Raw genomic sequence first — 21115 nt, 5'->3', positions numbered from 1 at the left:
CTTTGATTAAACCCTTTTATTAGACTAATTTCTCAACAATTCGAAGCTTTGCCGAACGCGCGCGCTTATTTTCTTCTACCTCTTCTTCTGAAGGTAAAATAGGTTTTCTTGTAATGACTTTCATTTTAGGTTTAAATTCTTCTGGAATAACCGGCAGTCCATGAGGAAGCTGCGGAACCGTGCTTGCATTTTTAAACGCTACTTTACAAATTCGGTCTTCAAGTGAATGGAAGGTAATAACACTTACACGTCCACCTTTTTTGATTACATCCATGGCCTGTTCAATTGCATCTTCAAATACTTGAAGCTCATCATTTACAGCAATTCGAATAGCCTGGAAAATCCGTTTTGCCGGATGTCCACCCGTTCGTCTAGCTGGCGCTGGAATACCATCTTTAATAAGATCAACCAGCTCTAGCGTTGTTTCAATTGGTTTAGACTCTCGATATGCCTCAATTTTGCGGGCAATTTGTTTCGAAAACTTTTCTTCTCCATATTGGAAAAAGATTTTTACAAGTTTTTCATAAGGCCATTCATTTACTACGTTGTACGCAGAAAACTTTGAGTTTTGATCCATGCGCATATCAAGCGGGGCCTCATGATGAAAGCTGAACCCTCGCTCTGGTGTATCCAACTGAGGAGACGAGACGCCTAGGTCAAACAATACTCCATCTACTTCTTCAATTCCATGTTTCATTAGCTGCTCTTTTAAATAGCGAAAATTACTTTTGATTAGAATAACTCTGTCTAGATACGGGGCTAATTTTTCTTTTGCATTTTCAAGAGCAACATCGTCTTGATCAAACGCAATTAATTTCCCTTTTTCTGATAGCTGTTTTACGATATATTCACTATGACCTGCTCCGCCAAGCGTGCAGTCGACATATACTCCATCCGGCTTAATATTTAAGCCTTCCGCTGCTTCTTTAAGCAAAACAGTTGTGTGATTAAACATTATGACACCTACTTCTTTCTAAACTACTTAGTTATGTATACAAAAAGCAAAAAACGGTGTTTTTCTTTGATATATATACACGTTTATATTATATATCAAAGTTCAACATTATTTCAGCTATTTATATAAGAATTAAGTAGAATTTTGTCTTTTTGTCACAAATAGTGTCATTTTGTTAAAAGTAGGACATATTCGTAGAATAAAATGTAAGGAATATAAGGTTTTTTTGTGTAATTAGAAATAAATACCTTATAAGGATCCAATTGGCTGACATTCACCTTGTAAACTTGTTCTCTTTTCCAAAATAAAAATCCTGCTTTTCAGCAGGATTTTATTAGACATAGCAGACTTTTAACTGGTGATTTAATTCGACTTCAGCACTTAGTAAATCTGACACAAATTGCATACCATAGCCGTTTAAATAATACATAATATTCCACATGCGTTCTTGTGGAGCATTGTAGGGACGAAGAGCAAGTTCAATTTGAGCATATTTTGAATGCTTCACATCGTGCTTAATGAGCTGTTTGGATTCGACAATCTTTTGAATGGTTTCAAACTGCTTTTGAATAATCGCTCGATTTTTAAGCATGACTTCATCAAATGTTTTGTCTTCTTTTTGAATATTTTCACGAAGAGTTTTATGAATTTTTTCAAAATCTTCTTTCGCTTTTTCAAAATACATTTCGTACGGGTTGTGAACTTCTGTCTTAAGCCAGTGCTCCCTCTCTGCATCTACGCCTTTGTTAATGACATTCGAAAGGTCTAACTGAAGTTCATCCATATACTTCTCGATATGTCTTTCTACGATTGCATAGGATAACCTCGGAACCACGGGAGGCATTTTAAAGCTAAATAAAGAAAATGCTTTTTCAAGCTCTGCCCAATACGCTACTTCCCCTGGACCTGCAATAAACGCAAGGGTAGGAAGTAAGTACTCCTGCATAAGGGGTCTAGTCACAACGTTATTACTAAGAAGCTCTGGCGTTTGTTTAGCAATTTGAACCAGCTCTTCTTTAGACAGCGCGAGTTCATTTTGCTTTCCAACAAACTGCTCTTGCTCTGCGTCTCTTTCTAAAAGTACTCTGTTTTCGTTGTGTGAATAAAAGAGATGGGCCGTTTCTTCTCCCACTTCAATCATTCGTCCGTATTGTTTTTGAATCTCTGTTTGCTGTTCCACAACGGCTGACGATAATTTGTCATTTTGTTCAATTAACGTCACAAAGAAAGAAGATTCAATGCTGCGCACTTCTTTAGAAGCTGCATCCATTAAAATAAGACCTGACTCTGCAAACAATGTGGTAACCAAATGAGCAAAGAAATCGACATAGGTACGTGATTTATCTAACGCCTCTAAAACAAAGTGTAACACCTGATTTGTATGCGCCGTTTCGTTAAACGTTTGAAAAACATCACGAACCCAGCTTCTACAGGCTTCATGATCTAATTCGATTTGAGAAACCATTTGCTTTTTCTTTAAAGAATGCTTTAACGTTTTCTTTAAAAGCTGGTTTTTATGCTCTGTGTATACATGGTTGATCTCAGCAAAATCATGATCTTCTCCAGCAATCCAAAATACCGGAAGCACGGGCACGTTTAGAGCTGCCTCTTGTTGTTTAGCTAGCAGCACAATTGAAATCACTTTATGAATGGTGTACAAAGGACCCGTAAGCAGCCCCGCTTGCTGACCTCCAACGACCACTACGCTGTTAGGATCTTTTAGCTTTTCAATATTTTCAATCGTCTTAGAAGATGCTCCGTAGCGCTTATTAAAATCAAGCAGATACTCAGCAAGCTGTTCTCTTGGATAAGACTGCTTTTGAACGTCCGCTAAACGTTTTTCATATACGTCTTTTTCGTGTATATTATAATGAAAAAAGGAAAGTGCTTGCTTTTCACCTTTTATGTAATCGTTCGTTAGTTTGTTTCCCGCCTTTAAAGAGACGTCTGTAATCTCCATGAAAGAACTTCCTTTCTTTTCCTAATACTTATATTCTCTACATATAGCTTCATTATCCATAATGTAACTGCTCACGTCTAGTAACATGCTTTACAGAGAGGAAATACGAAAAGCGATTCCACCTATATTTAACACAATATGTGCAATAAGAAACAAAACGAAATTCATCCGAAAGAACCCTTTCGCAATAAGCTTCATTTCTAAGTCATGTTTGACTTTCCAATGTACAAACATCATAATCATTGCCACAACTAAAAGGACTAACGCAATCAACCACAAAAAAGAGTGCCCGAAAATTTCCACAGCTGCATAATGCACGGACAAAATAAGAAAAACCGTAGTAATGTACGTTGCTATGTGGACAGATTTCCTTTTATTTTTCGTCAGTTTGCGTAAAAGCATGTATAGAATAAAAAAACCGACGAGCGGCAGAGTGACAAACGTCGCAAAAACGCCAGCAATAAAACTTCCCATGTTACTCACCCTTTTCTTCTTCGATTCCTTTTATTGACCTATATAAAAAGTCAACAATAGGCGTCGACGTTCTTTTTTCAGCAGCTTGTGTTTGGATATAACCTAAGATAGCATCAATCTCGGTTTGCCGCCCCTCCTGTATATCTTTTAGCATAGAAGATTGATTGGTACTCGTGCGCGAACAAACCCCCAGCGCATTTTCCCAATAATTAAAAGCTGAATCTAGTTTTAATACATCCGCAATCTCTTCAAACAATAGACGCATCGTTTTATAAAAATAGCTGTTGTGAATCAGCTGCCCATTTTTCACGCGATACAGCGCCGTAAGAGGATTAATGAGCGCATTTACAACTAATTTCTTCACCAGCATCGCATACCAATCTTTTTCAATTACCCAAGGAAAATTCACAATTGGTAAGATAGACTCCATTTCTCCTCTGTACGAAGCAATACGGGTTGTTCCTATTCCTGTATGATGGACGCTATCCATATTTGTACGCATTGCCCCATGTTCAACTGTACCCAAATAGAGAGTGCGCTGCGGGAGGTTTTTGAGAATTTCAATATGGCTCATACCGTTTTGGATAAACAAAAGGGGAGTATGTATAGTAAGGGTTTTAATAAAAGGAATAATCTCTTTTAAATGATACTGTTTTACAGTAATAATGATTAAATCTGCTTCTTTTATGTTTTTTTCCAGAGGGATAGCACTGACTTTTTTCGTGTGATGTTCCCCTTGTCTATGTAAGGTAATTCCATTTTCGTTAATACACTTTGCTTGAGTTGGTGTTTTCGTGTACAAGGTTACATCATAACAATCTGATAAATACGCGCTAAACAACAGACCTAATGATCCGCCTCCAATAATACCTATAGTTTTCATCGTATTTTTTGTTCCTCTTTCTATTATTGAGTTTCATTTTAGCAAAAAAATGCTTTGAATTAAATGCATTCTTTAAATTTTACCTATTCATATAGCCCGTGTGATTAAAAATCACCGGGCTTATTGTAAATTATTTAGAGTGATCCCGTTTTTTTCTATTATACGGGATACACCGGATGTTTACGACGGCTAAAGGTCACATTCTTTGTTTCATATAAGCGAAAGCGGTCAATTAACGTTCGACGCAGTTCGTTAGCAGGAACGATGTCGTCAATAATAAGTTCAGATGCCAGCGTATAGATATCGATGTGTTCTTTATACTCTTGCTGTTTCTGTTTAACAAACATGAACCGCTCTTTCGGATCTTCAATTTCATTAATTTTATTAGAATAGACGGCATTTACTGCAGCTTCAGGACCCATTACGGCAATTTGAGCAGTAGGCAATGCAATGCAGCAATCTGGTTCAAAAGCCGGACCAGCCATAGCGTAAAGCCCTGCGCCATAAGCTTTACGCATGACTACGGAAATTTTAGGAACTGTAGCTGAACTCATCGCTGCAATTAATTTGGCTCCATGTCTAATGATGCCAGCTCTTTCTACTTTGGTTCCAATCATAAATCCAGGCACGTCAGCTAAAAACAGCAAAGGAATATGGAATGCATCGCACAATTGAATAAATTTTGCGCCTTTATCTGCTGAATCTACAAACAGCACTCCCCCTTTAACTTTTGGCTGATTAGCAACAATCCCTACTACTTTTCCATCTATTCGTGCAAGCCCTGTTACCAATTCGGCGGCAAACAGTTTTTTTATTTCAAAAAAGCTCCCCTCGTCAATAAGGGTATCAATTGCTTCATAGATATCAAATGGAACATTTTGATTCTCCGGAATTAGTTCTACTAAATCTTTTGTCTGCTTAGGCTCTTTAGCTTTTTGTACTTTAGGCTTCTCTTGATAGTTTTGTGGAAAGTACGTTAAATAAGATTTGGCATACGAAATAGCTTCTTCTTCAGAATAAGCCAGCACATCCCCGCACCCGCTAACGCTGCAGTGCATATGTGCTCCTCCCATTTCTTCTAGCGTAACCTTTTCTCCAATAACGGCTTCCGCCATACGCGGCGACCCTAAGTACATAGAAGCGTTCCCATCTACCATCACAACAATATCACAAAATGCAGGGATATAAGCCCCTCCAGCTGCTGACGGACCGAAAAGCAAACAAATTTGAGGAATGACGCCGGAAAGTTTTACTTGATTGTGAAAGATCCTTCCAGCTCCTCGGCGGTTTGGAAACATATCTAATTGATCCGTAATACGCGCTCCAGCAGAATCCACTAGGTACAGTAAAGGCACATGCAGTTTTTCTGCAACTTCTTGAATCCGAATAATTTTTTCTACTGTTCTAGCTCCCCAAGACCCTGCTTTTACAGTAGAATCATTAGCCATTACACAAACCGTTTCACCGTTTACTTTTCCAATCGCAGTTACAACACCGTCTGCCGGCAACCCTTCGGCTTTATTATTTGCAAACATGCCGTCTTCTTCATATTTCCCGTCATCGAATAAAAGGGCTAAACGATCTCTTACAAAAAGCTTCTGTTGTTTTGCAAGTTTCTCTTTGTACTTTTCAGCGTTGCCCCGCTCTACTTTTTGACGGTTTTCATCATATTTTTTCTGAGATTCACCTGTATGTATCATGATATCTCCCCTTTATGAGTTATGAAATAGTCACCAAAACGTCGCCTTCGTTCACAAAATCCCCCACGGCTATATGGACAGTCTCTGCAATACCAGCTTGATCGCTTTCAATAGGAATTTCCATTTTCATAGATTCTAATACAACAACAACTTCTCCTTTAGTTACACTTGCTCCTTGCTGAACAAACACATTAAATACCATGCCTGCCATTGTCGCTTTGATTTCACTCATTGTGGTGCTCCTCCTTTATTTAATACTGTTGATAATAACGATGTGTTATAGGTGCCCTTTTCATATAACTCTTCATTTAACAACTGCTTAAATAGAGGAATATTTGTTTTGATTCCCTCTACAACAGCTTCTGTAAAATATGATTTAGCTAGTTCAATTGCATTTGAACGCGTACGACCAGTAATGATAACCTTTGCAATCATTGGATCATAAAAAGGTGTAACCGCATTCATATCACTGTAGCCGCTATCTACGCGCGCGTAGGTTCGCTCCGGCAAGTGATAACCCGTAATTTTCCCCGGAGCCGGTAAAAAAGTAAACGGATCTTCTGCATAAATTCGAAATTCAATGGCGTAGTTATTTGCTGCTATTTCCTCTTGCATACGAGGAAGCTTTTCACCGCGCGCAGCTAAGATCTGCCACTTAACTAAATCGACCCCTGCAATTTGCTCGGTGATCGGATGCTCAACTTGCAGCCGCGTGTTCATTTCAAGAAAATAAAAATTTTCGTCTTCATCCACGATAAACTCCACCGTACCCGCATTATAATAGCCGATTGCTCTAGCCGCTTGAACGGCTTGGTTTTGCATGGCTTGTCGCGTACTTTCTTTTAAAGAAAGCGCAGGGGCTTCTTCAATCACTTTTTGATTTCTTCTTTGTACAGAACAATCGCGTTCAAAAAGATGAACGACATTACCATGCTGATCTCCAAAGACCTGTACCTCGATATGTTTTGCGTTTGTTATAAGCTTTTCAATAAACATTCCTTCATGACCAAAATATGCTTTTGCTCTTGCTTTTGTTGAGGCATATACTTGTTTTACTGCTTCTTCGTTATCGCAGCGCACCATTCCAATTCCTCCGCCGCCTCCGCTTGCTTTTAACATAACGGGATATCCAATTACCCCCGCTACTTTACAAGCCTCTTCAACCGACGTCACATCACCTTCGCTGCCGGGGACAACAGGTACACCCGCTTCTTTCATCGCAGCGCGGGCAGCAATTTTGTCGCCCATCATCGAAATGATTTCGGGAGAAGGACCGATAAAACAAAAACCTTCATCAATCGCTCTTTTAGCAAATGCACTATTTTCCGATAAAAATCCATATCCAGGATGAATGGCGTCTACTTTTTCTTCATGACTAATTCTAAGCAGCTCTTCCACATTCAAATATGACTTTTGCACAGGAGGCTCTCCAATTCGACGTGCTTTTGTAGCCGCTTGAACATAAGGAAGTTCTGCATCTGCATCGGAATAGACAGCCACCGTTTCAATGCCCATTTGTTTGCATGTATGAATAATACGAAGAGCAATTTCTCCTCGATTTGCAATCAGTATTTTTTTCACCTTTCTCTCCCCTTTCCTCAAATTTCTACTTTCCCCCATATAATTCTACAATAATTTTAAAACTCCTCTACAATTTTTGAAAACGCTTTCTATTTGAATTCTGTTTCCCTTTTGCCTCCTTTCTAAAAAGTGATGTTTATAGTAATGTATTCTTCGTGTTTAACCGAAAGAATTCATTTTTCTTTGTGCGCATTGAATATTCGTTCACCAATCACGAAAACAGAATATTTTGTATTTTTGTTATATAATATTAGATGAACGAACCAATCCAGTTCGTTCATCTAGCAAGGAGACATAACAAGGGGGATATGGGATGAATTACGAAGTGAAGCATTTAAAAATTAATTTTAAAACGCTAGAAGAGTTCAAGAAATTCAAAGAATATGGCATTCAAGAACTTTCAATGCTAGAAGAATTACATGCCAAGATTTCCGATAATGAAATAAATTCTCCGTTTTACGGCATTTATTTTGGAAATAGCTTAGTGGCTCGCATGAGTCTCTATAAACGAAACAAACAGTACGATCAATATTTCGAGCCGCCTCAAACGTATATTGAAGTGTGGAAACTTGAAGTGCTCAGCGATTTTCAGCGCAAAGGATTAGGTCAAACGCTCGTTGAATATGCCAAATCCTTTCAATTACCTATCAAAACAAGCCCGCGAGTAAAATCGAGTGATTTTTGGTCAAAAATGGGGTTCGTACCTGTAACGTATGATATCGATCGTGATTTGGGAGAAAACCCTCTTATTTGGCTACCAAACGGTGTAAGCGAACAAAAATAAACAGCTGATTTCCAGCTGTTTATTTTATATCTATGTGGTATATATGATTAACATGAAGTAGGGAGCATTCAAGCTATCGCTTTACTTTTGAACTTTTTCTAAATTTAAATTTTTATCCACTTGAAATTTCACTTTTCTACTTTTTTCATCCTCTTTTAATACAACCATTTTACGAGCCCTCTCCATAATTTCAATAAGAGCTTTATAGTCATCTTCCACAATTAACAAATTGTTTTGCAAAGCTTTTTTTTCTTTTTCCAAAATCGTTACTTTCTCTTGTAAACGTTCAATCTTTTGCTGCAGTTCTTCATTAGCTTCGAGAAGCTCCGACGAGTGTTTTTGCCCTTGATCTACATTTTCTAAATACTTAATTACCTCATTAAGCGAAATATGTTTCTCTGCTTCCATATATGATAAGCGTGCAGGCTGCTCGTCGTCTTTTGAAACAGTTCTTGCTTTTAATTCTTTTCTCTGTTTTTTCGCAAGGTCAATACCAGTCTTGTATTGTTTGCGCACAAAAGAATTCCAGCGGAAGCCACAAGCTGCTGATGTTCGTGTAAGTTTCTTCCCCACTTCTTCAAATGCAGCTAGCTGAGTGCCACCTTCACGTATATGACGCAGTACAATTTCTGCGAGTAATAAATCTTCATCATGAGTCCATGCATCTTGACGAGAAGAAGTCATTTTTCTATCCCTCCTTATCCGTACTTATTAAATGAATATGCACCTACTAGATAAGATAGACTATTGTTCCTCTTCTCAATCAAGAAAATCTTTCATATACTTTGAAGCAAAATGGGAAATCCGTGATTCTTTCATCTTTTGCTTATTAACTATATTGCTATGGAAATGCAGTTCATAACTATGTTTTTTTAACGATGACCTTTTGAACCGCTTCTTCATGTTCAGGCGATTCCCACAATATCGAACAGCGATGAATTTCTTGTTCCATTCGATTCCAAACCCGGCTTTGCTCCCATTTCTCAATAGCGATTTCTTTGTAAGCTTGCAATACTTGGGTCGATTTATGAGTAATAGGAGCTAACCACTCCTCACACCTCATAGTTAGCTCTTTAAACGACGTAACATAGGAAAGAAATCCAATTTGCTTTGCTCGTTCTACTCCATACAGCTGAGCACTGTAGATCATTTCCATCGCTTCTTGATACCGCAGCTTTTCAAGAAGAATGGTTCCTCCTCCCCAGCCTGTTGTAATTCCTAAATTCCCTTGAATAAAGCCCATTTCGCTATGTGTTGCACTTATACGGAAGTCACATGCAATCGCAAGCTCACACCCCCCCCCAACCGATGTTCCATTCAAAAGGGCAACTGTTGGTTTTGGGAGCGTTAAAATTTCATAAAGAATTCTCCCCATTTTCGTTAACATTTGAGACGCCTCTTTCGAAGTCTTTAGCTCATGAAATACGCTTAAATCTCCTCCACTGCAAAATGCGTCTGAACCAGCACCTGTAATTACAAAAGCTTTTACTAACTGATTATGTTTCACATAATCTACAGCTTGCTGCAGTTCATTCATCACATCATAATCAATGGCATTACGCTTTTCAGGGCGATTAATCACAAATGTAGCAATGCCTTGGCTTGTAGTAAACAGCTCGCTTTTTTTCATGCTTTTTCCTCCTTATGGACAAGGTATGAATCCTTTTACAACAGTAATTGTTTATTTAAAAAGAGTTCTTGTTCTATAAGAAAAATCCTTCTCTTCCAAAGGGCAGAGAAGGAAAAAAGGCAAAAAAAATAAAAGACCCTTTAAGAGGGTCTTTTATTTAAATAAGCAATTATTTGCTTACTACGTCATTTCCTTTGTAAGTACCACAAGCTTTACATACGCGGTGTGATAGTTTCATTTCACCACAATTTGGGCACTCTACCATACCAGGAACTTGTAATTTAAAGTGCGTACGACGCGTTCTTTTCTTCATTTTAGATGTTCTTCTAAAAGGTACAGCCATTATTCCCACCTCCTTAAAAGAATTTTAAAATCATATGAAGGCCCGAAAGCCGGATCTTCGCATTTTTATTTCTTTTTGTCTTTAAAGAAATTTTCGAGTACGGCTAAGCGGGGATCTACTTTTTCCTGCTGTTCTTCTTCGGTAACAACTTCCCAGTCTTTTCCTGACTGTGGAGCTGCTCCTGCCGCTTGCTGATTTTCACTAAATACCTGCAGAGGAATTTCAACAATAATTAACTCTTGAATCAAAGGTTGTAAATCAACCGTTTCTCCCTCTACAATGCGTACTTCAGCATCTTCTTCATAATCAGCATTCACATTCAATAAAAACGTTTCAGTTGCGTTAATTTCAAACGGATACGGAACGTCAACTAATGTACGAGCACAAGGCAACGTCATTTCTCCTGAAATTTTAAGGTGAAACGTTACTTTCGAAGAGCTAATGTCGGCTCTTCCTTTCACGTTTACATCTGACATTCTACGAATTTGAGGATCAGCATTCATAAACTCTTTGCCGTCAATCACTTCGTCAAATGTTAGACCTTTATTTTGCAACTGATACAATTGATGTATTGTCCATTTCATTGTTAATCACCTCAAGGCAACAAAGGTTATTATAGCTTTCACAAGATTATTTGTCAATATTTTTTCTTTACACTATAATGTACTTAAATATGCTTTTTTGTAAAAATTTCTTACTTTCATAAAAAAACGTTTTTAAAACAAAGAGCTAGACTAAAAATAATAAATTAAAAGGAGACATTATGCAAGCAGTTGGAATAATTGTCGAATATAATCCTTTTCATAACGGACACGCTTATCATTTGCAGCAAGCCAAACAACAAACCGGAGCAGATTGTGTGATTGCTGTGATGAGCGGGCACTTTTTGCAGCGCGGAGAGCCTGCTCTTGTATCGAAATGGTCCCGCACAAGAATGGCTTTAGCCGCTGGTGCAGACTTAGTCGTTGAATTACCCTATGCTTTTTCTACTCAAAAAGCTGAAACATTCGCAAGCGGCGCTATTTCTATTTTGGAATCCCTTCACGCTGACTTTGTATGCTTTGGCAGCGAAAATGGCAATATTGACTCATTTACCCGCACCGCTGATTTGCTCGAAGCTCATGAATCAGAACTATCTGCCTTAATTCAACAAGAGATGAAAAAAGGAAACAGTTATCCAAAATCAGCTTCCAATGCTTTCTTACAGCTTTTCACGGAGGCTCCTATTGATCTATCTCAGCCAAATAATGTGCTTGGAATGAGCTATGTAGCTGCCATAAAAAAACAGCATGCATCTATTAAACCATATACAATCACTCGAATTCAATCACATTATCACGATGATTCCCTGTCTTCCTCTTTTATTTCAAGCGCTACAAGCATACGTAAAGCTATTTTTGACAGCAGCAGCAATGGGGACCTGGGCAAGCATATGCCAGTTAGTACAGCAAACGAATTAGCAGCTTACAAACAAGCACACGGACAGTTTCATCATTGGGAGCACTATTTCCCATTTTTGAAATACAAATTATTAACTACTCCACTTTATGACTTACAGCGTATTTATGAAATAGAAGAAGGTATTGAACATCGACTGCTATCTTATATTTCTTCATCTACTTCATTTGAAGATTTTTTAACAAATGTTAAAACGAAGCGATATACGAGAACCCGTTTACAGCGCATGTGCGTTCACCTTTTAACCAATACAACAAAAAGTGAGATGCAACAAGCTGATCCTTATATTCGCTTATTGGGAATGTCAAAGACCGGACAAGCCTATTTAAAAACAATTAAGAAAAAGCTGTCCCTTCCTATTGTATCCACTGTATCGCAATGTAAACTAAAAGAAATTGATACCGATATTAAAGCGACACATGTTTATAGTACGCCGTTTCAGGAGCCTCTGCGCTCTCAGTTTATGAAACAAGAATATACGCAGCCTCCTATCATTTGGCCATAAAAAAATCGTCTGCAAGAGACGATTTTTTTATGGTTTCAGCTTTTCTAAATAGGTTACGGCATCCGAAAATGAATCTACGGGTACAATTTTCATATCACTGTTTATTTTTTTGGCTGTCTTCACTGCTTCTCGGTAGTTAGAGCCAGCAGCCCCTTTTTCATTTGGTGCAAAGAAAATCTCTGCTCCTTCTTTATCTGCGGCTACAATCTTTTGTGAAATACCTCCGATTGGTCCTACCTCTCCTTTATCATTGATAGTCCCTGTACCTGCAACGCGGTGGCCTTTTGTCATGTCCTCTTTAACAAGCTGATTATAGATTTCAAGTGAGAACATCAGTCCCGCTGAAGGCCCTCCTATTTTTTCAGTATCAATATGTATATCGGGCTTGACTTTTAATTCTTGGTTCGTTTCTAAGGCAATTCCTAGGCCTACTCGTTTCGGCTCATCAGGAAATGCTTTAACTTTTAGAGTATGTTTGCTTTCTTTGCCATCTCTTTTCACATAAATTGATACTGAATCTCCTGCTTTTTTAGTCGATACGTAGTTGATTAAGTCCTCAGCAGTTTGAATTTTTTTCTCATCTACTTTTGTCACGACATCTCCAACATGAAGTTTTCCATGTGCAGGCATATTTTCTACAACATATGTAACATATACGCCTTTATTGTGGTAGGAAACGCTCTTTCCAGCTGCTTCATATGCTACTGAAATAGCGGCATTTTTTGACGTATCCATCATATGTAATTGCCTTGTCGAGTAATCTTCATCGCTTTCACCCTGCTGCAAAATTTGCTTTGTAGGGAAAATTTCATGAAAGTCCTGTATTTTCGCAAGACCATATGAAAGAGGAGTTGCTCTGCCCATTCTTACAGTTGTAAGCATAAACGTCCCTTTTTCATGGTATCCATCTTCTACCTTAATAATAGGCGCAAGTTCTTCTGCCATTCCAGGCTTTGTAATGTAGTACGGTAATGGATAAAAACAAAGCATTGCCACCACTGCAATAACAGCCAAATATACCAAAATTCTAATTCTAGATTTCACTTTTTTTGTTCTCCTTCCAATGATCAATTGCTTGTAGAATAGAAGGCAACTGCTCATGTGCTGCTTGTTCACCAATTGACATCATTTCTTGAATGTTTGTAAATGCTCTGGAACTAAAAGTATCGAGATTAGGACGAATCATAACGTCTGAAGCAATAGTTCGGTGAGCTACTAGCTCATCTTGCAAAATATCTAAACTTTGCATAATGACATCAAAAATGGAGCTGATTTCTGCATTCACTTTCGCTTTTGATACATCGACTCCAATGACAATATCAGATCCCATCTCTTTTACAACCGATACAGGAATACGGTCCACTACCCCGCCGTCTACAAGCAATCGCCCATCAATTACTTCGGGAGCAAAAATTCCTGGAATTGAAATACTTGCTCTCACCGCTTCAGCGATAGGTCCTTTTTTAAACACCACTTTCTCTCCTGTTTTCAAATCTGTCGCTACAATGGCAAACGGTATAGATAACTGTTCAATGTTTCTATTTTGCGTAAAAGTGCGAACCAACGACTTTACTCTGTTGCCCGTAATAAATCCCATTTTTGGCACGGTAAAATCCAAATAATACTTTCGTTTGAACGTTAGCGCCATTTTATAAAGAGTTGCCAGTTCAATACCTGACGCATATAGTGCACCAACTAAAGCTCCCATGCTGCTGCCAGCTAGAAAATCAATAGGAATGTTATTTTCTGTTAGCGCTTTGATTACTCCTAAATGTGCAAAACCTCTAGCTCCACCTGAGCCTAACGCAACTCCTATTTTTGGGCTTTCCACTTTACCTGCCCCCTCGTTTTACCTTATAGACTTCTAAAAATGTAAAAACTTTTGATGAGCTTCTCTATCATTGTTGCCCTGTCTTCAATAGGACTATTCTTCATTTTCTATTTGTTCATTTTGTATGAAGCTAAAGATATGTTTTGCTCAATCAACGGTGGTTATTAAGCATTATACTATACTGAAGGTTGTTTTAAGAAATTCTTACTCTTCTCTTGCTGCGTATACGTTTTTTTACTCCTTGACTATTCTAGAAGTGCATTGATTTATGTATATGAATTGTATTTCCAAATGTGACAAGACGCCTTTTTATTCAGTATGAATTTATTTTCTCCTTACACATAGGCATAAAGTCGATGCATAGCTTCGTATATTGATATATAGAAGAACTTGTACATTTGCCTAAAACTCCTCATTTCATTCCTATCAAAATGACGTGAGCTTAGAAAAGGAGATGAATCGTTCGTTGAATAAATCGATGGTGAAAACACTTCTGCTCGGGACGAGCGTAACACTTCTCGCTATTGCGCTTATTGTATATCCAAAAGAAGCGCTAGAAGGTTCAGTAAGAGGTCTCAACACATGGTGGAAGGTCGTCTTTCCTTCTCTGCTGCCCTTTTTTATTGTTTCAGAAATGCTTATTGGGTTTGGCGTAGTGAAGTTCATTGGGATCTTATTAGAGCCGTTTATGAGGCCTTTATTCCGAGTACCTGGAGTAGGGGGTTTTGCTTTAGCAATGGGCATGGCTTCTGGATTTCCTTCAGGTGCAAAAATCACTTCCCGGCTGCGCCAAGAAAAACAGCTAACAGCTATTGAAGCTGAAAGACTCGTATCATTTACTAACTCATCTAACCCTATTTTTATTTTTGGAGCTGTGGCAGTTGGCTTTTTTCACAATCCAGCTGTCGGTATCATATTAGCTCTCTCTCATTACATAGGGAATATTTGTGTAGGACTGGTGATGCGGTTTTATGGATCAGCAAAACCTAAAGGACAAGTAATTCAAAAACCTTCTTTATCGTTAGCTTTTCACGAAATGCATAAAACGCGATTAAAAGATAAGCGTCCTATCGGGAAGCTTTTAGGAGATGCGGTTACTTCTGCAGTTCAATCTCTCTTAATGATTGGCGGTTTTATCATTTTATTTTCTGTATTAAACAAACTTTTATATGTGACTCATATCACGGCCGTTTTAAGCAGCGGTCTAGCTTATTTATTTTCCCTTTGTCATATAGGGACTGAGCTGAGCCTTCCCTTTATTTCGGGGCTTTTTGAAATTACGTTAGGAAGCCGCCTAGCAAGCGAAGCACCGGACACGCTGCTGTTTCATCAAATTATCATCGTTAGCTTTGTATTAGGCTTTAGCGGTTTCTCTGTTCAAGCACAAGTAGCTAGCATACTCGCCGAAACAGATATTCGATTTTTCCCGTTTTTTATTGCCCGAATTTTTCACGGCTGTTTTGCGGTAGTATTCACTATCTTTCTATGGGGTCCTCTTCGGGAATCCATTACTACTTTTCAAGCATCTGAAGGAGCACTGCCGGTTTTTTCTCACTTGGAGTCCGTTACGATTCTATCGCAGTGGCTAAACGTGTACGGCCCCCTCCTAACGATTTTTACGCTGTGCTGCTATATTTATCTATATTCAAAACGAGCGTTTCTTCATCGTTCCTAGTAAAAAAAGAACGTGACGTTTTCTTATCGGCAAAGAAAACGTCACGTTCTTTTTTATCTTATTTTTGAGACAGCTGTTCAAATTTTTCTGCAAGCGCTTCTCTAACAGGGGGAGGAACTAATTCAGAAATATTCCCGCCATATTTAGCTACCTCTTTTACAATACTAGAACTTAAAAACGAGTATTGATTATTTGTCATCATAAATAACGTTTCGATTTCTTTATCTAATACGCGATTTACAGATGTGATTTGCATCTCGTACTCAAAATCTGATACTGCACGCAAACCTCTTAAAATGGTCTTTGCCTGCTTTTCTTTTGCATACTCCATTAATAATCCGCTGTACGACTCTACTACCACATTAGGAAGTGATTTTGTTACTTCTTTCAGCAAAGCTACTCGCTCTTCCCCTGTAAATAGAGGACTTTTTGAGGAGTTATTTAAAACAACCACATAAATCGTATCAAATACATTTGCGCCTCGTTTAATAATATCAAAATGTCCATTCGTAACTGGATCAAAGCTTCCTGGACAAACAGCTATACTGCCCATACGTATCCCCTTTCTACATCTAACAGCTCATTGATTTATTCAACTGATTCTTCTTTCTTGTATGTATAAATAGAAACACCAATGATACCGTACGTTTCGCTTTTTATTTTTTCAAATAAACCAATCTCATTATCTAAATGTACATCATGAGAATGCTCCGCTACAATAATTCCTGTTTTTGCCAGAAGGTTTTCTTCACTTACCGTTTCGATAAGCGCTTTCAACTTTTGTGCTTTATACGGTGGGTCAAGCAAAAGTAAATCGACAGTCAGCTCCCTTTTCTTTATCGCTTTCAGTGCACGCTCTGCATCATTTCGATACACTTCAGCGCGGTCTTCTAACCGACAGGATGCTAAGTTTGCTTTAATCGTCTGAATCGCTTTGCCATCCCGATCCACAAAAATGACTTTATCTATTCCTCGACTTAGAGCTTCAATTCCCAAGCCACCGCTTCCACCGAACAAATCAAGAGCTGTTCCACCTTCAAAAAACGGTCCAATCATATTAAAAATAGCTTCTTTCACCTTATCTGTTGTAGGGCGGGTTGAGTATCCTGGAACCGCCTTTAACGCATGGCCTTTATATAAACCTGCTACTACTCTCATCCTTATCACTACCTTACTTTTACTTCCTTATTCTTCATTATCCTAACATATTTTGAATTACAAAGACTAGCAAAAATCCTCAATTTATTCAATGCTGTATGCATTCTGTGCAATAACCCAGCAGCTTGCTTTTATGCTGGACTTTTACGACCGTCTCCTTAGATACACCTATGCAGATCATTCGGCATTTCGTTCATAAAAGATTTCCTTTACTTTAATATGTCATCATAAACGTAAATTTACCCTTTTTCTCTGTCATGTTATCAGTCTTTTATATTTTAAAAAGTGAATTTCACGAGACAGGTATATGAACGTTTAAAACGGACATACTGACTAGTAACAACATCATCTAACCGATGTTGTTGCCAACCGCGGAGAAGACTTACGTTTCCCCATAAGTTCTTCCTCCGGTTTCTCCTCTCCCTTTGCCTTCATCAAGGTGCTTGTAATCGCAGAGGTGATTACACCCCTTTATTGAAGGGCCCTACAATGAGTAGTTGTAGGGATTTTTTTATTTACTCCTAAAATATTCAGTGATACATTAAACTACGTGAGTTTGCTTTTTTAATACATAGAGGGGGAAATACATATGATTCAGCGTTTTATTGAGCTCGGAGAAGGGTATTCAGATATTTATGAGCTGTTAGAGATTGTCAAAAGCAACAAACATCGTCTTGCCCATCTTATTATGCTGCGAACAGTAAAAAAAGATCGACAAGTAGCTTCTTTTGTCGCTGTCTTGCATCCAACAGCTGAAGGGAATTTCCAACCGCTTTACGTTTGCCGAGAAGGAATTGTTTTAAAACAAAACGACAGCAAGCGCGTTGAGTTATTTAAACGAGCAGCTGAGGAAGCGGGAAAAGAAATTGTGGTACTCGATGTCAAACCATCTACTACCTTTCCAGAAACAGCACTATACTATCAGCACCTTATTGGCATTTTGCGAATGAACCGCTTTATTCCGCCAATGCAATAACCTCATCCCTGCCTATTCGTTTGCTAAGGCCAAGTAAAATAAAAAAAGGAATGTACATTACATTCCTTTTTTGTTTAAATTCCTATCTTATAGTCATATTCCTTCGCTTTATCCGGCTTTGAATTTTCGAATTCTGTTTTTAAAAACGGCCGATAAGAAGGATCTACTTTCTTCACAAAAGGTAGAGACTGAAGTTTATGGATTGTTTTTTCAATGCCATCTTGGTTGCAATATAAGACAACATACTTTAATTCTTTAGATACGTAATGTACATTTCCGTACTTTCGCAATGCTTTTGCTTGCTTAACAGAATGCACATACGCCACAATTCCTTGACGTTCAACAAACATATTTAGTTCCCCTTTTGCATACGTTATATTGGTTTTCTTTATCATAAATTCTTTTATATGAAGTAGGTGCTTTATGTATGAATTTAGATGATATCTGGATGCTCTTTCTTACTCATTTTAACGAGCACAGAGCTATTGAACAAGTCATTTTCAAAAAAATCACAAATATACCCTTTTTGTATATAAACACATCAATTGAGCGTAGAAAAATAGATGAGCTTCTAGAAGCTTCATCTATTTTTGCTACATCCAATACAAATGCTACGTGGCGCTCAAGTTTTGTCAGAAGTCAGCATCTTACTTATGTCTATCAGCATAGGTTTTACGTTCCACAGCGTAAAATGGCCTGCTGCGGAAATTCCTGTGCTGATTGCGTTCGATTTATACAGTGAACGGCTTATGCGCTGCACCCGCAGCTTCCACCAGATCCGCAGCCACCGCCGCAGCTGCTTCCCGTATCAAAAAACGGATTTCCCGTCGGTACTTTAACATGCTCTGAAACAGCTTGACCAAGGATAACGCTAATTTCATCAAGCAGTTTTTGCAATTCATTTTCTGCTTTTTTGAACGCAGCGATTGTCGCATGTAAATCAACTTGACGCTTTACATCACGTACTTGTCTCGTAATGGTTTTATAGTCAGGATGATATTTTCCAAATCGCTGAACATCCTCATACTGTTCCTTTATTTTCACAAATTGAGCAATTAATGCCTGTGCATGTGAATCTTTATTTAATCTATATAAACATTGACGATAGTTCTCGGCTACGTCTGATTGTAACACCATGTTCGCTACGTGATCAGACTCGTCGAGTAATTCAACAGTTCTCATTGTTGTCAGCATGGCTGTGCACCTCCGTTTTTATCTTATCACGTTTTGGATCTAAAGAAAAAGAACTTGCTAAAACAGCTTACACTGATTTACTACAAGTTCTACTTTTTAACTATATAATTTCAACCGTAAAGGTATTCCTCACTTGATAACTTTCTTCTTTAGATTTCATCAGTTCAATCGTAACAGTATGAGATCCTTTTGGAAGATCACTTAAAACAAAGGCTGCTTGCTTCATTTCTTTAAATGGTTTTCCATCTACTGTGATTTGAAGGAATCCACTCTCTGTTGAAAATGAAAACCCGCTTAGAATACATTCGACGTATACGTTCTGTCCTTTCACATGCTGGTGTACCATCAGTGAAGGTTTTGTATTCATTGCACCAAACGTTTCAGCTGCCCGTGGTTGAGAGGAAGTTTTAGTCTCAGGTTTTGGTTTATCATGGTTGCATCCTAGCAGAGAAACTACACATAAGGCCGTCGTTAATAGTAAGCGCATAATACCATTCCTTTATCATTCGTTTCTCCATAGTGTTTACAAACTCTTTATTTTTACTCATGACGTGCAAAAATCTCTGCATCGCTATGTATGCAGAGATCATTGATTTTTCATGGATTGAAACATATGAAACATCATGTTTGCCATTTGAATCGAATTCGAAAACTTTTCAACTTTATGAGGAATGGTTTGTTTGTAGTAGTGTTTGGATTCTAATTCAAATTTCTCCAGTTCTTCAGGATTCCTAGATAAACGCCGGTACCACATTGGCTGTTCACGAACGAAGTCGTTGAGTTTAGGACGAGACTGCATATACTCGTATATATCTTTTCTCATTGCGTTTAATCTTTCCTAAAGCCAAATGGATTCCCTGGCCCGGAAGCTGCTCCTCCACCGGATGGCTTAGATGGCTGAAATTGTTGCAGTACTTGTTGAATATTCGAAATAGCGGAATTTACATTTGTGATATGATTTTGCATTTGATTCAAGTCCATGTTTTTCAGCGAGGATACGATTGTACCCATAATATCTTTTTTCTCCTCTGTGGTAGCAGCTGGTTCAGCCTTTTCACTTTCTTCTGAACGATATGCCTCCCACATTGGGTCTTCTGCACCGAATAAATACCAATCTTCATAAAGCTCTTTCCACGTTTTTTGCTGCTTTCGAACCTGTTCTACTAATTTGGGATGTGATTTTACAAATTGTTTAAATTCCACAACGGACGGATGAAGCTCTCGTTTGGTTTCCTTCACAGTCACTCACCTCATACTTAAATATAGCCTACTATATCTTAGAAAAAGAGAGCTCGTTTCGTGCGCCTATTTCAAAAATTTTTTATAGCTGTTTTTTTGAAGAAGCACGAACTGTGAACCAGTATGTAATGAAAATAGATAAAATGCTTAGCCAAAATGTAAAATAACCAATTTCAGACATATACGCATTGAGCATGCTGTATCTTGGCATCATAGAAAAAACGTAATCAATGATATCATTATGTACGGCCCATACAGCGGCAACCGCTACATGCCATAACTTAATCCGGTAAAACGGTACGTATAAAAGCCCTTGAAAAGCCATTGCTGCATGAGAAGCCATTAACATAAGCATCATCCAATCAATGTATCCTGTTAACACATAGACCAATACATTCATTATAACGGCCCAAATCCCGTATTTAAACAGCGTGACCATGGCTAAAGCTTCAAATAGTGAAAAATGTTTTCCGAGTAAAAGACCGATAAGTACGATAACAAAAAACAAGCTTGCCGTTGGACTATCAGGTACAAATAATAAAAACTTCTTAGGTGTTTCCGCTAATTGACTCCCATACCAAATATATCCGTAGATTGTTCCTAGTATATTTACAATCAGCAAAAGCGTTAAAAAACGCTTATCTTTTAAGGTATACCATAACCAAGCCATTCAGAAAGTCTCCTTTACATTTAATCTCTTCTTTATTATGTACAGTTTTTGGACAATAGCAAGCACCTATCTCATTGATATAAACCACAACATTAAATA

The 21115-nt window shown here is 38.1% G+C and carries 26 protein-coding genes; 5 read left to right on the top strand and 21 right to left on the bottom strand.

Translation table 11 applies throughout. The features are described from left to right. Window positions 1–19: 19 nt before the first annotated feature. From rsmH to ACWATA_RS03155, 7 genes are all read right to left on the bottom strand, one after another. On the bottom strand, window positions 20–955 hold the full coding sequence (gene rsmH / locus ACWATA_RS03185; protein ID WP_028411477.1) for a 16S rRNA (cytosine(1402)-N(4))-methyltransferase RsmH: 936 nt from the start codon (window positions 953–955) through the stop codon (window positions 20–22). 334 nt (window positions 956–1289) lie between these two features. Continuing rightward, window positions 1290–2915: a bacillithiol biosynthesis cysteine-adding enzyme BshC gene (gene bshC / locus ACWATA_RS03180; RefSeq protein ID WP_034265296.1), complete on the bottom strand. Its 1626-nt coding sequence runs from the start codon at window positions 2913–2915 to the stop codon at window positions 1290–1292. Window positions 2916–3005: 90 nt separating this feature from the next. After that, complete coding sequence (locus ACWATA_RS03175) at window positions 3006–3389, bottom strand: DUF3397 domain-containing protein (protein ID WP_013058968.1); 384 nt, start codon at window positions 3387–3389, stop codon at window positions 3006–3008. A gap of 1 nt (window position 3390) precedes the next feature. Further along, window positions 3391–4272, bottom strand: coding sequence for a 2-dehydropantoate 2-reductase (locus tag ACWATA_RS03170; protein ID WP_034265299.1), 882 nt, complete (start codon window positions 4270–4272; stop codon window positions 3391–3393). Between the two features lie 158 nt (window positions 4273–4430). Next, a complete protein-coding gene (locus ACWATA_RS03165) occupies window positions 4431–5972 on the bottom strand; it encodes an acyl-CoA carboxylase subunit beta (protein ID WP_154973126.1) in 1542 nt (513 codons plus the stop codon). A gap of 19 nt (window positions 5973–5991) precedes the next feature. Beyond that, a complete protein-coding gene (locus tag ACWATA_RS03160) occupies window positions 5992–6204 on the bottom strand; it encodes a biotin/lipoyl-containing protein (RefSeq protein WP_033579761.1) in 213 nt (70 codons plus the stop codon). Beyond that, window positions 6201–7553 carry an acetyl-CoA carboxylase biotin carboxylase subunit gene (locus ACWATA_RS03155; protein ID WP_034265301.1) on the bottom strand — a complete coding sequence of 451 codons (1353 nt, stop codon included), beginning with the start codon at window positions 7551–7553 and terminating at the stop codon, window positions 6201–6203. The genes ACWATA_RS03160 and ACWATA_RS03155 overlap by 4 nt, the downstream gene beginning before the upstream one ends. 313 nt (window positions 7554–7866) lie before the next feature. Between ACWATA_RS03155 and ACWATA_RS03150 the strand changes: the two genes are divergently transcribed. Continuing rightward, complete coding sequence (locus ACWATA_RS03150) at window positions 7867–8337, top strand: N-acetyltransferase (protein ID WP_013058973.1); 471 nt, start codon at window positions 7867–7869, stop codon at window positions 8335–8337. Window positions 8338–8418: 81 nt separating this feature from the next. Here ACWATA_RS03150 and ACWATA_RS03145 read toward each other — a convergent pair whose 3' ends face one another. The 4 genes from ACWATA_RS03145 to ACWATA_RS03130 all read right to left on the bottom strand — a co-directional run bounded on the left by ACWATA_RS03145 (window position 8419) and on the right by ACWATA_RS03130 (window position 10894). Further along, the gene (locus ACWATA_RS03145) at window positions 8419–9021 is read right to left on the bottom strand and encodes an RsfA family transcriptional regulator (RefSeq protein ID WP_028411482.1); all 603 of its coding nucleotides are present in this window, start codon (window positions 9019–9021) and stop codon (window positions 8419–8421) included. A gap of 178 nt (window positions 9022–9199) precedes the next feature. Next, on the bottom strand, window positions 9200–9967 hold the full coding sequence (locus ACWATA_RS03140; protein WP_028411483.1) for an enoyl-CoA hydratase/isomerase family protein: 768 nt from the start codon (window positions 9965–9967) through the stop codon (window positions 9200–9202). Window positions 9968–10136: 169 nt separating this feature from the next. After that, entirely contained in the window at window positions 10137–10310 is a 174-nt protein-coding gene (gene rpmF / locus ACWATA_RS03135; protein WP_013058976.1) for a 50S ribosomal protein L32, read from the bottom strand. 65 nt (window positions 10311–10375) lie between these two features. Beyond that, window positions 10376–10894 carry a YceD family protein gene (locus ACWATA_RS03130; RefSeq protein ID WP_014458367.1) on the bottom strand — a complete coding sequence of 173 codons (519 nt, stop codon included), beginning with the start codon at window positions 10892–10894 and terminating at the stop codon, window positions 10376–10378. A gap of 179 nt (window positions 10895–11073) precedes the next feature. Between ACWATA_RS03130 and ACWATA_RS03125 the strand changes: the two genes are divergently transcribed. After that, a complete protein-coding gene (locus ACWATA_RS03125; RefSeq protein WP_221817794.1) occupies window positions 11074–12273 on the top strand; it encodes a nucleotidyltransferase in 1200 nt (399 codons plus the stop codon). Between the two features lie 27 nt (window positions 12274–12300). On the opposite strand, the gene ACWATA_RS03120 is transcribed toward ACWATA_RS03125, so the two are convergent. Both ACWATA_RS03120 and ACWATA_RS03115 read right to left on the bottom strand, forming a co-directional pair. Continuing rightward, window positions 12301–13317, bottom strand: a complete 1017-nt coding sequence (locus tag ACWATA_RS03120; RefSeq protein ID WP_028411485.1) for a SepM family pheromone-processing serine protease — start codon at window positions 13315–13317, stop codon at window positions 12301–12303. Beyond that, on the bottom strand, window positions 13307–14104 hold the full coding sequence (locus tag ACWATA_RS03115) for a patatin-like phospholipase family protein (protein WP_028411486.1): 798 nt from the start codon (window positions 14102–14104) through the stop codon (window positions 13307–13309). Before ACWATA_RS03115 ends, ACWATA_RS03120 begins: the two co-directional genes overlap by 11 nt. A 466-nt stretch (window positions 14105–14570) precedes the next feature. On the opposite strand from ACWATA_RS03115, the gene ylbJ reads away from it, so the two are divergent. Further along, window positions 14571–15779 (top strand): sporulation integral membrane protein YlbJ, encoded by a 1209-nt coding sequence (gene ylbJ, locus ACWATA_RS03110; RefSeq protein ID WP_033579758.1) that lies wholly within the window; start codon window positions 14571–14573, stop codon window positions 15777–15779. A gap of 58 nt (window positions 15780–15837) precedes the next feature. Here ylbJ and coaD read toward each other — a convergent pair whose 3' ends face one another. Together coaD and rsmD are read right to left on the bottom strand one after the other, a co-directional pair. Further along, window positions 15838–16332, bottom strand: a complete 495-nt coding sequence (gene coaD / locus ACWATA_RS03105; RefSeq protein ID WP_013058982.1) for a pantetheine-phosphate adenylyltransferase — start codon at window positions 16330–16332, stop codon at window positions 15838–15840. Window positions 16333–16367: 35 nt separating this feature from the next. Then, complete coding sequence (gene rsmD, locus ACWATA_RS03100) at window positions 16368–16937, bottom strand: 16S rRNA (guanine(966)-N(2))-methyltransferase RsmD (RefSeq protein WP_013084870.1); 570 nt, start codon at window positions 16935–16937, stop codon at window positions 16368–16370. Window positions 16938–17526: 589 nt separating this feature from the next. Here rsmD and ACWATA_RS03095 point away from each other — a divergent pair. Continuing rightward, window positions 17527–17913 (top strand): DUF7147 family protein, encoded by a 387-nt coding sequence (locus ACWATA_RS03095; protein WP_034270854.1) that lies wholly within the window; start codon window positions 17527–17529, stop codon window positions 17911–17913. A 74-nt stretch (window positions 17914–17987) separates the two neighbouring features. On the opposite strand, the gene ACWATA_RS03090 is transcribed toward ACWATA_RS03095, so the two are convergent. Next, window positions 17988–18263, bottom strand: coding sequence for a YlbG family protein (locus ACWATA_RS03090; RefSeq protein ID WP_013058985.1), 276 nt, complete (start codon window positions 18261–18263; stop codon window positions 17988–17990). 77 nt (window positions 18264–18340) lie between these two features. Here ACWATA_RS03090 and ACWATA_RS03085 point away from each other — a divergent pair, with 77 nt between their 5' ends. Further along, window positions 18341–18655 (top strand): hypothetical protein, encoded by a 315-nt coding sequence (locus ACWATA_RS03085; protein WP_033579757.1) that lies wholly within the window; start codon window positions 18341–18343, stop codon window positions 18653–18655. A gap of 5 nt (window positions 18656–18660) precedes the next feature. Here the strand turns inward: ACWATA_RS03085 and ACWATA_RS03080 are convergent, their stop codons facing one another. The 5 genes from ACWATA_RS03080 to lhaT form a co-directional block, all read right to left on the bottom strand. Continuing rightward, window positions 18661–19107, bottom strand: coding sequence for a YlbF/YmcA family competence regulator (locus ACWATA_RS03080; protein WP_028411490.1), 447 nt, complete (start codon window positions 19105–19107; stop codon window positions 18661–18663). 100 nt (window positions 19108–19207) lie between these two features. Continuing rightward, entirely contained in the window at window positions 19208–19594 is a 387-nt protein-coding gene (locus ACWATA_RS03075) for a carbohydrate-binding protein (RefSeq protein ID WP_033579756.1), read from the bottom strand. 99 nt (window positions 19595–19693) lie between these two features. After that, window positions 19694–19930 (bottom strand): YlbE-like family protein, encoded by a 237-nt coding sequence (locus ACWATA_RS03070; protein WP_013058988.1) that lies wholly within the window; start codon window positions 19928–19930, stop codon window positions 19694–19696. Window positions 19931–19935: 5 nt separating this feature from the next. Beyond that, window positions 19936–20346, bottom strand: coding sequence for a YlbD family protein (locus tag ACWATA_RS03065; RefSeq protein WP_034270859.1), 411 nt, complete (start codon window positions 20344–20346; stop codon window positions 19936–19938). Between the two features lie 82 nt (window positions 20347–20428). After that, window positions 20429–21016 (bottom strand): lipoprotein heptaprenylglyceryl N-acetyltransferase LhaT, encoded by a 588-nt coding sequence (gene lhaT, locus ACWATA_RS03060; protein ID WP_028411492.1) that lies wholly within the window; start codon window positions 21014–21016, stop codon window positions 20429–20431. Between the last annotated feature and the right edge of the window lie 99 nt (window positions 21017–21115).

It is taken from the genome of Priestia sp. USM5 (assembly GCF_058323215.1).
This window is presented reverse-complemented; position numbering and strand designations above follow the sequence as displayed.

Excerpts from the sequence above, each read along its gene's own strand:
- rsmH (WP_028411477.1), bottom strand. The coding sequence starts at position 955 with ATGTTTAATCACACAACTGTTTTGCTTAAAGAAGCAGCGGAAGGCTTA.
- bshC (WP_034265296.1), bottom strand. The coding sequence starts at position 2,915 with ATGGAGATTACAGACGTCTCTTTAAAGGCGGGAAACAAACTAACGAAC.
- ACWATA_RS03175 (WP_013058968.1), bottom strand. The coding sequence starts at position 3,389 with ATGGGAAGTTTTATTGCTGGCGTTTTTGCGACGTTTGTCACTCTGCCG.
- ACWATA_RS03170 (WP_034265299.1), bottom strand. The coding sequence starts at position 4,272 with ATGAAAACTATAGGTATTATTGGAGGCGGATCATTAGGTCTGTTGTTT.
- ACWATA_RS03165 (WP_154973126.1), bottom strand. The coding sequence starts at position 5,972 with ATGATACATACAGGTGAATCTCAGAAAAAATATGATGAAAACCGTCAA.
- ACWATA_RS03160 (WP_033579761.1), bottom strand. The coding sequence starts at position 6,204 with ATGAGTGAAATCAAAGCGACAATGGCAGGCATGGTATTTAATGTGTTT.
- ACWATA_RS03150 (WP_013058973.1), top strand. The coding sequence starts at position 7,867 with ATGAATTACGAAGTGAAGCATTTAAAAATTAATTTTAAAACGCTAGAA.
- ACWATA_RS03145 (WP_028411482.1), bottom strand. The coding sequence starts at position 9,021 with ATGACTTCTTCTCGTCAAGATGCATGGACTCATGATGAAGATTTATTA.
- ACWATA_RS03140 (WP_028411483.1), bottom strand. The coding sequence starts at position 9,967 with ATGAAAAAAAGCGAGCTGTTTACTACAAGCCAAGGCATTGCTACATTT.
- rpmF (WP_013058976.1), bottom strand. The coding sequence starts at position 10,310 with ATGGCTGTACCTTTTAGAAGAACATCTAAAATGAAGAAAAGAACGCGT.
- ACWATA_RS03130 (WP_014458367.1), bottom strand. The coding sequence starts at position 10,894 with ATGAAATGGACAATACATCAATTGTATCAGTTGCAAAATAAAGGTCTA.
- ACWATA_RS03125 (WP_221817794.1), top strand. The coding sequence starts at position 11,074 with ATGCAAGCAGTTGGAATAATTGTCGAATATAATCCTTTTCATAACGGA.
- coaD (WP_013058982.1), bottom strand. The coding sequence starts at position 16,332 with ATGGGCAGTATAGCTGTTTGTCCAGGAAGCTTTGATCCAGTTACGAAT.
- rsmD (WP_013084870.1), bottom strand. The coding sequence starts at position 16,937 with ATGAGAGTAGTAGCAGGTTTATATAAAGGCCATGCGTTAAAGGCGGTT.
- ACWATA_RS03095 (WP_034270854.1), top strand. The coding sequence starts at position 17,527 with ATGATTCAGCGTTTTATTGAGCTCGGAGAAGGGTATTCAGATATTTAT.
- ACWATA_RS03090 (WP_013058985.1), bottom strand. The coding sequence starts at position 18,263 with ATGTTTGTTGAACGTCAAGGAATTGTGGCGTATGTGCATTCTGTTAAG.
- ACWATA_RS03085 (WP_033579757.1), top strand. The coding sequence starts at position 18,341 with ATGAATTTAGATGATATCTGGATGCTCTTTCTTACTCATTTTAACGAG.
- ACWATA_RS03080 (WP_028411490.1), bottom strand. The coding sequence starts at position 19,107 with ATGCTGACAACAATGAGAACTGTTGAATTACTCGACGAGTCTGATCAC.
- ACWATA_RS03075 (WP_033579756.1), bottom strand. The coding sequence starts at position 19,594 with ATGCGCTTACTATTAACGACGGCCTTATGTGTAGTTTCTCTGCTAGGA.
- ACWATA_RS03070 (WP_013058988.1), bottom strand. The coding sequence starts at position 19,930 with ATGAGAAAAGATATATACGAGTATATGCAGTCTCGTCCTAAACTCAAC.
- lhaT (WP_028411492.1), bottom strand. The coding sequence starts at position 21,016 with ATGGCTTGGTTATGGTATACCTTAAAAGATAAGCGTTTTTTAACGCTT.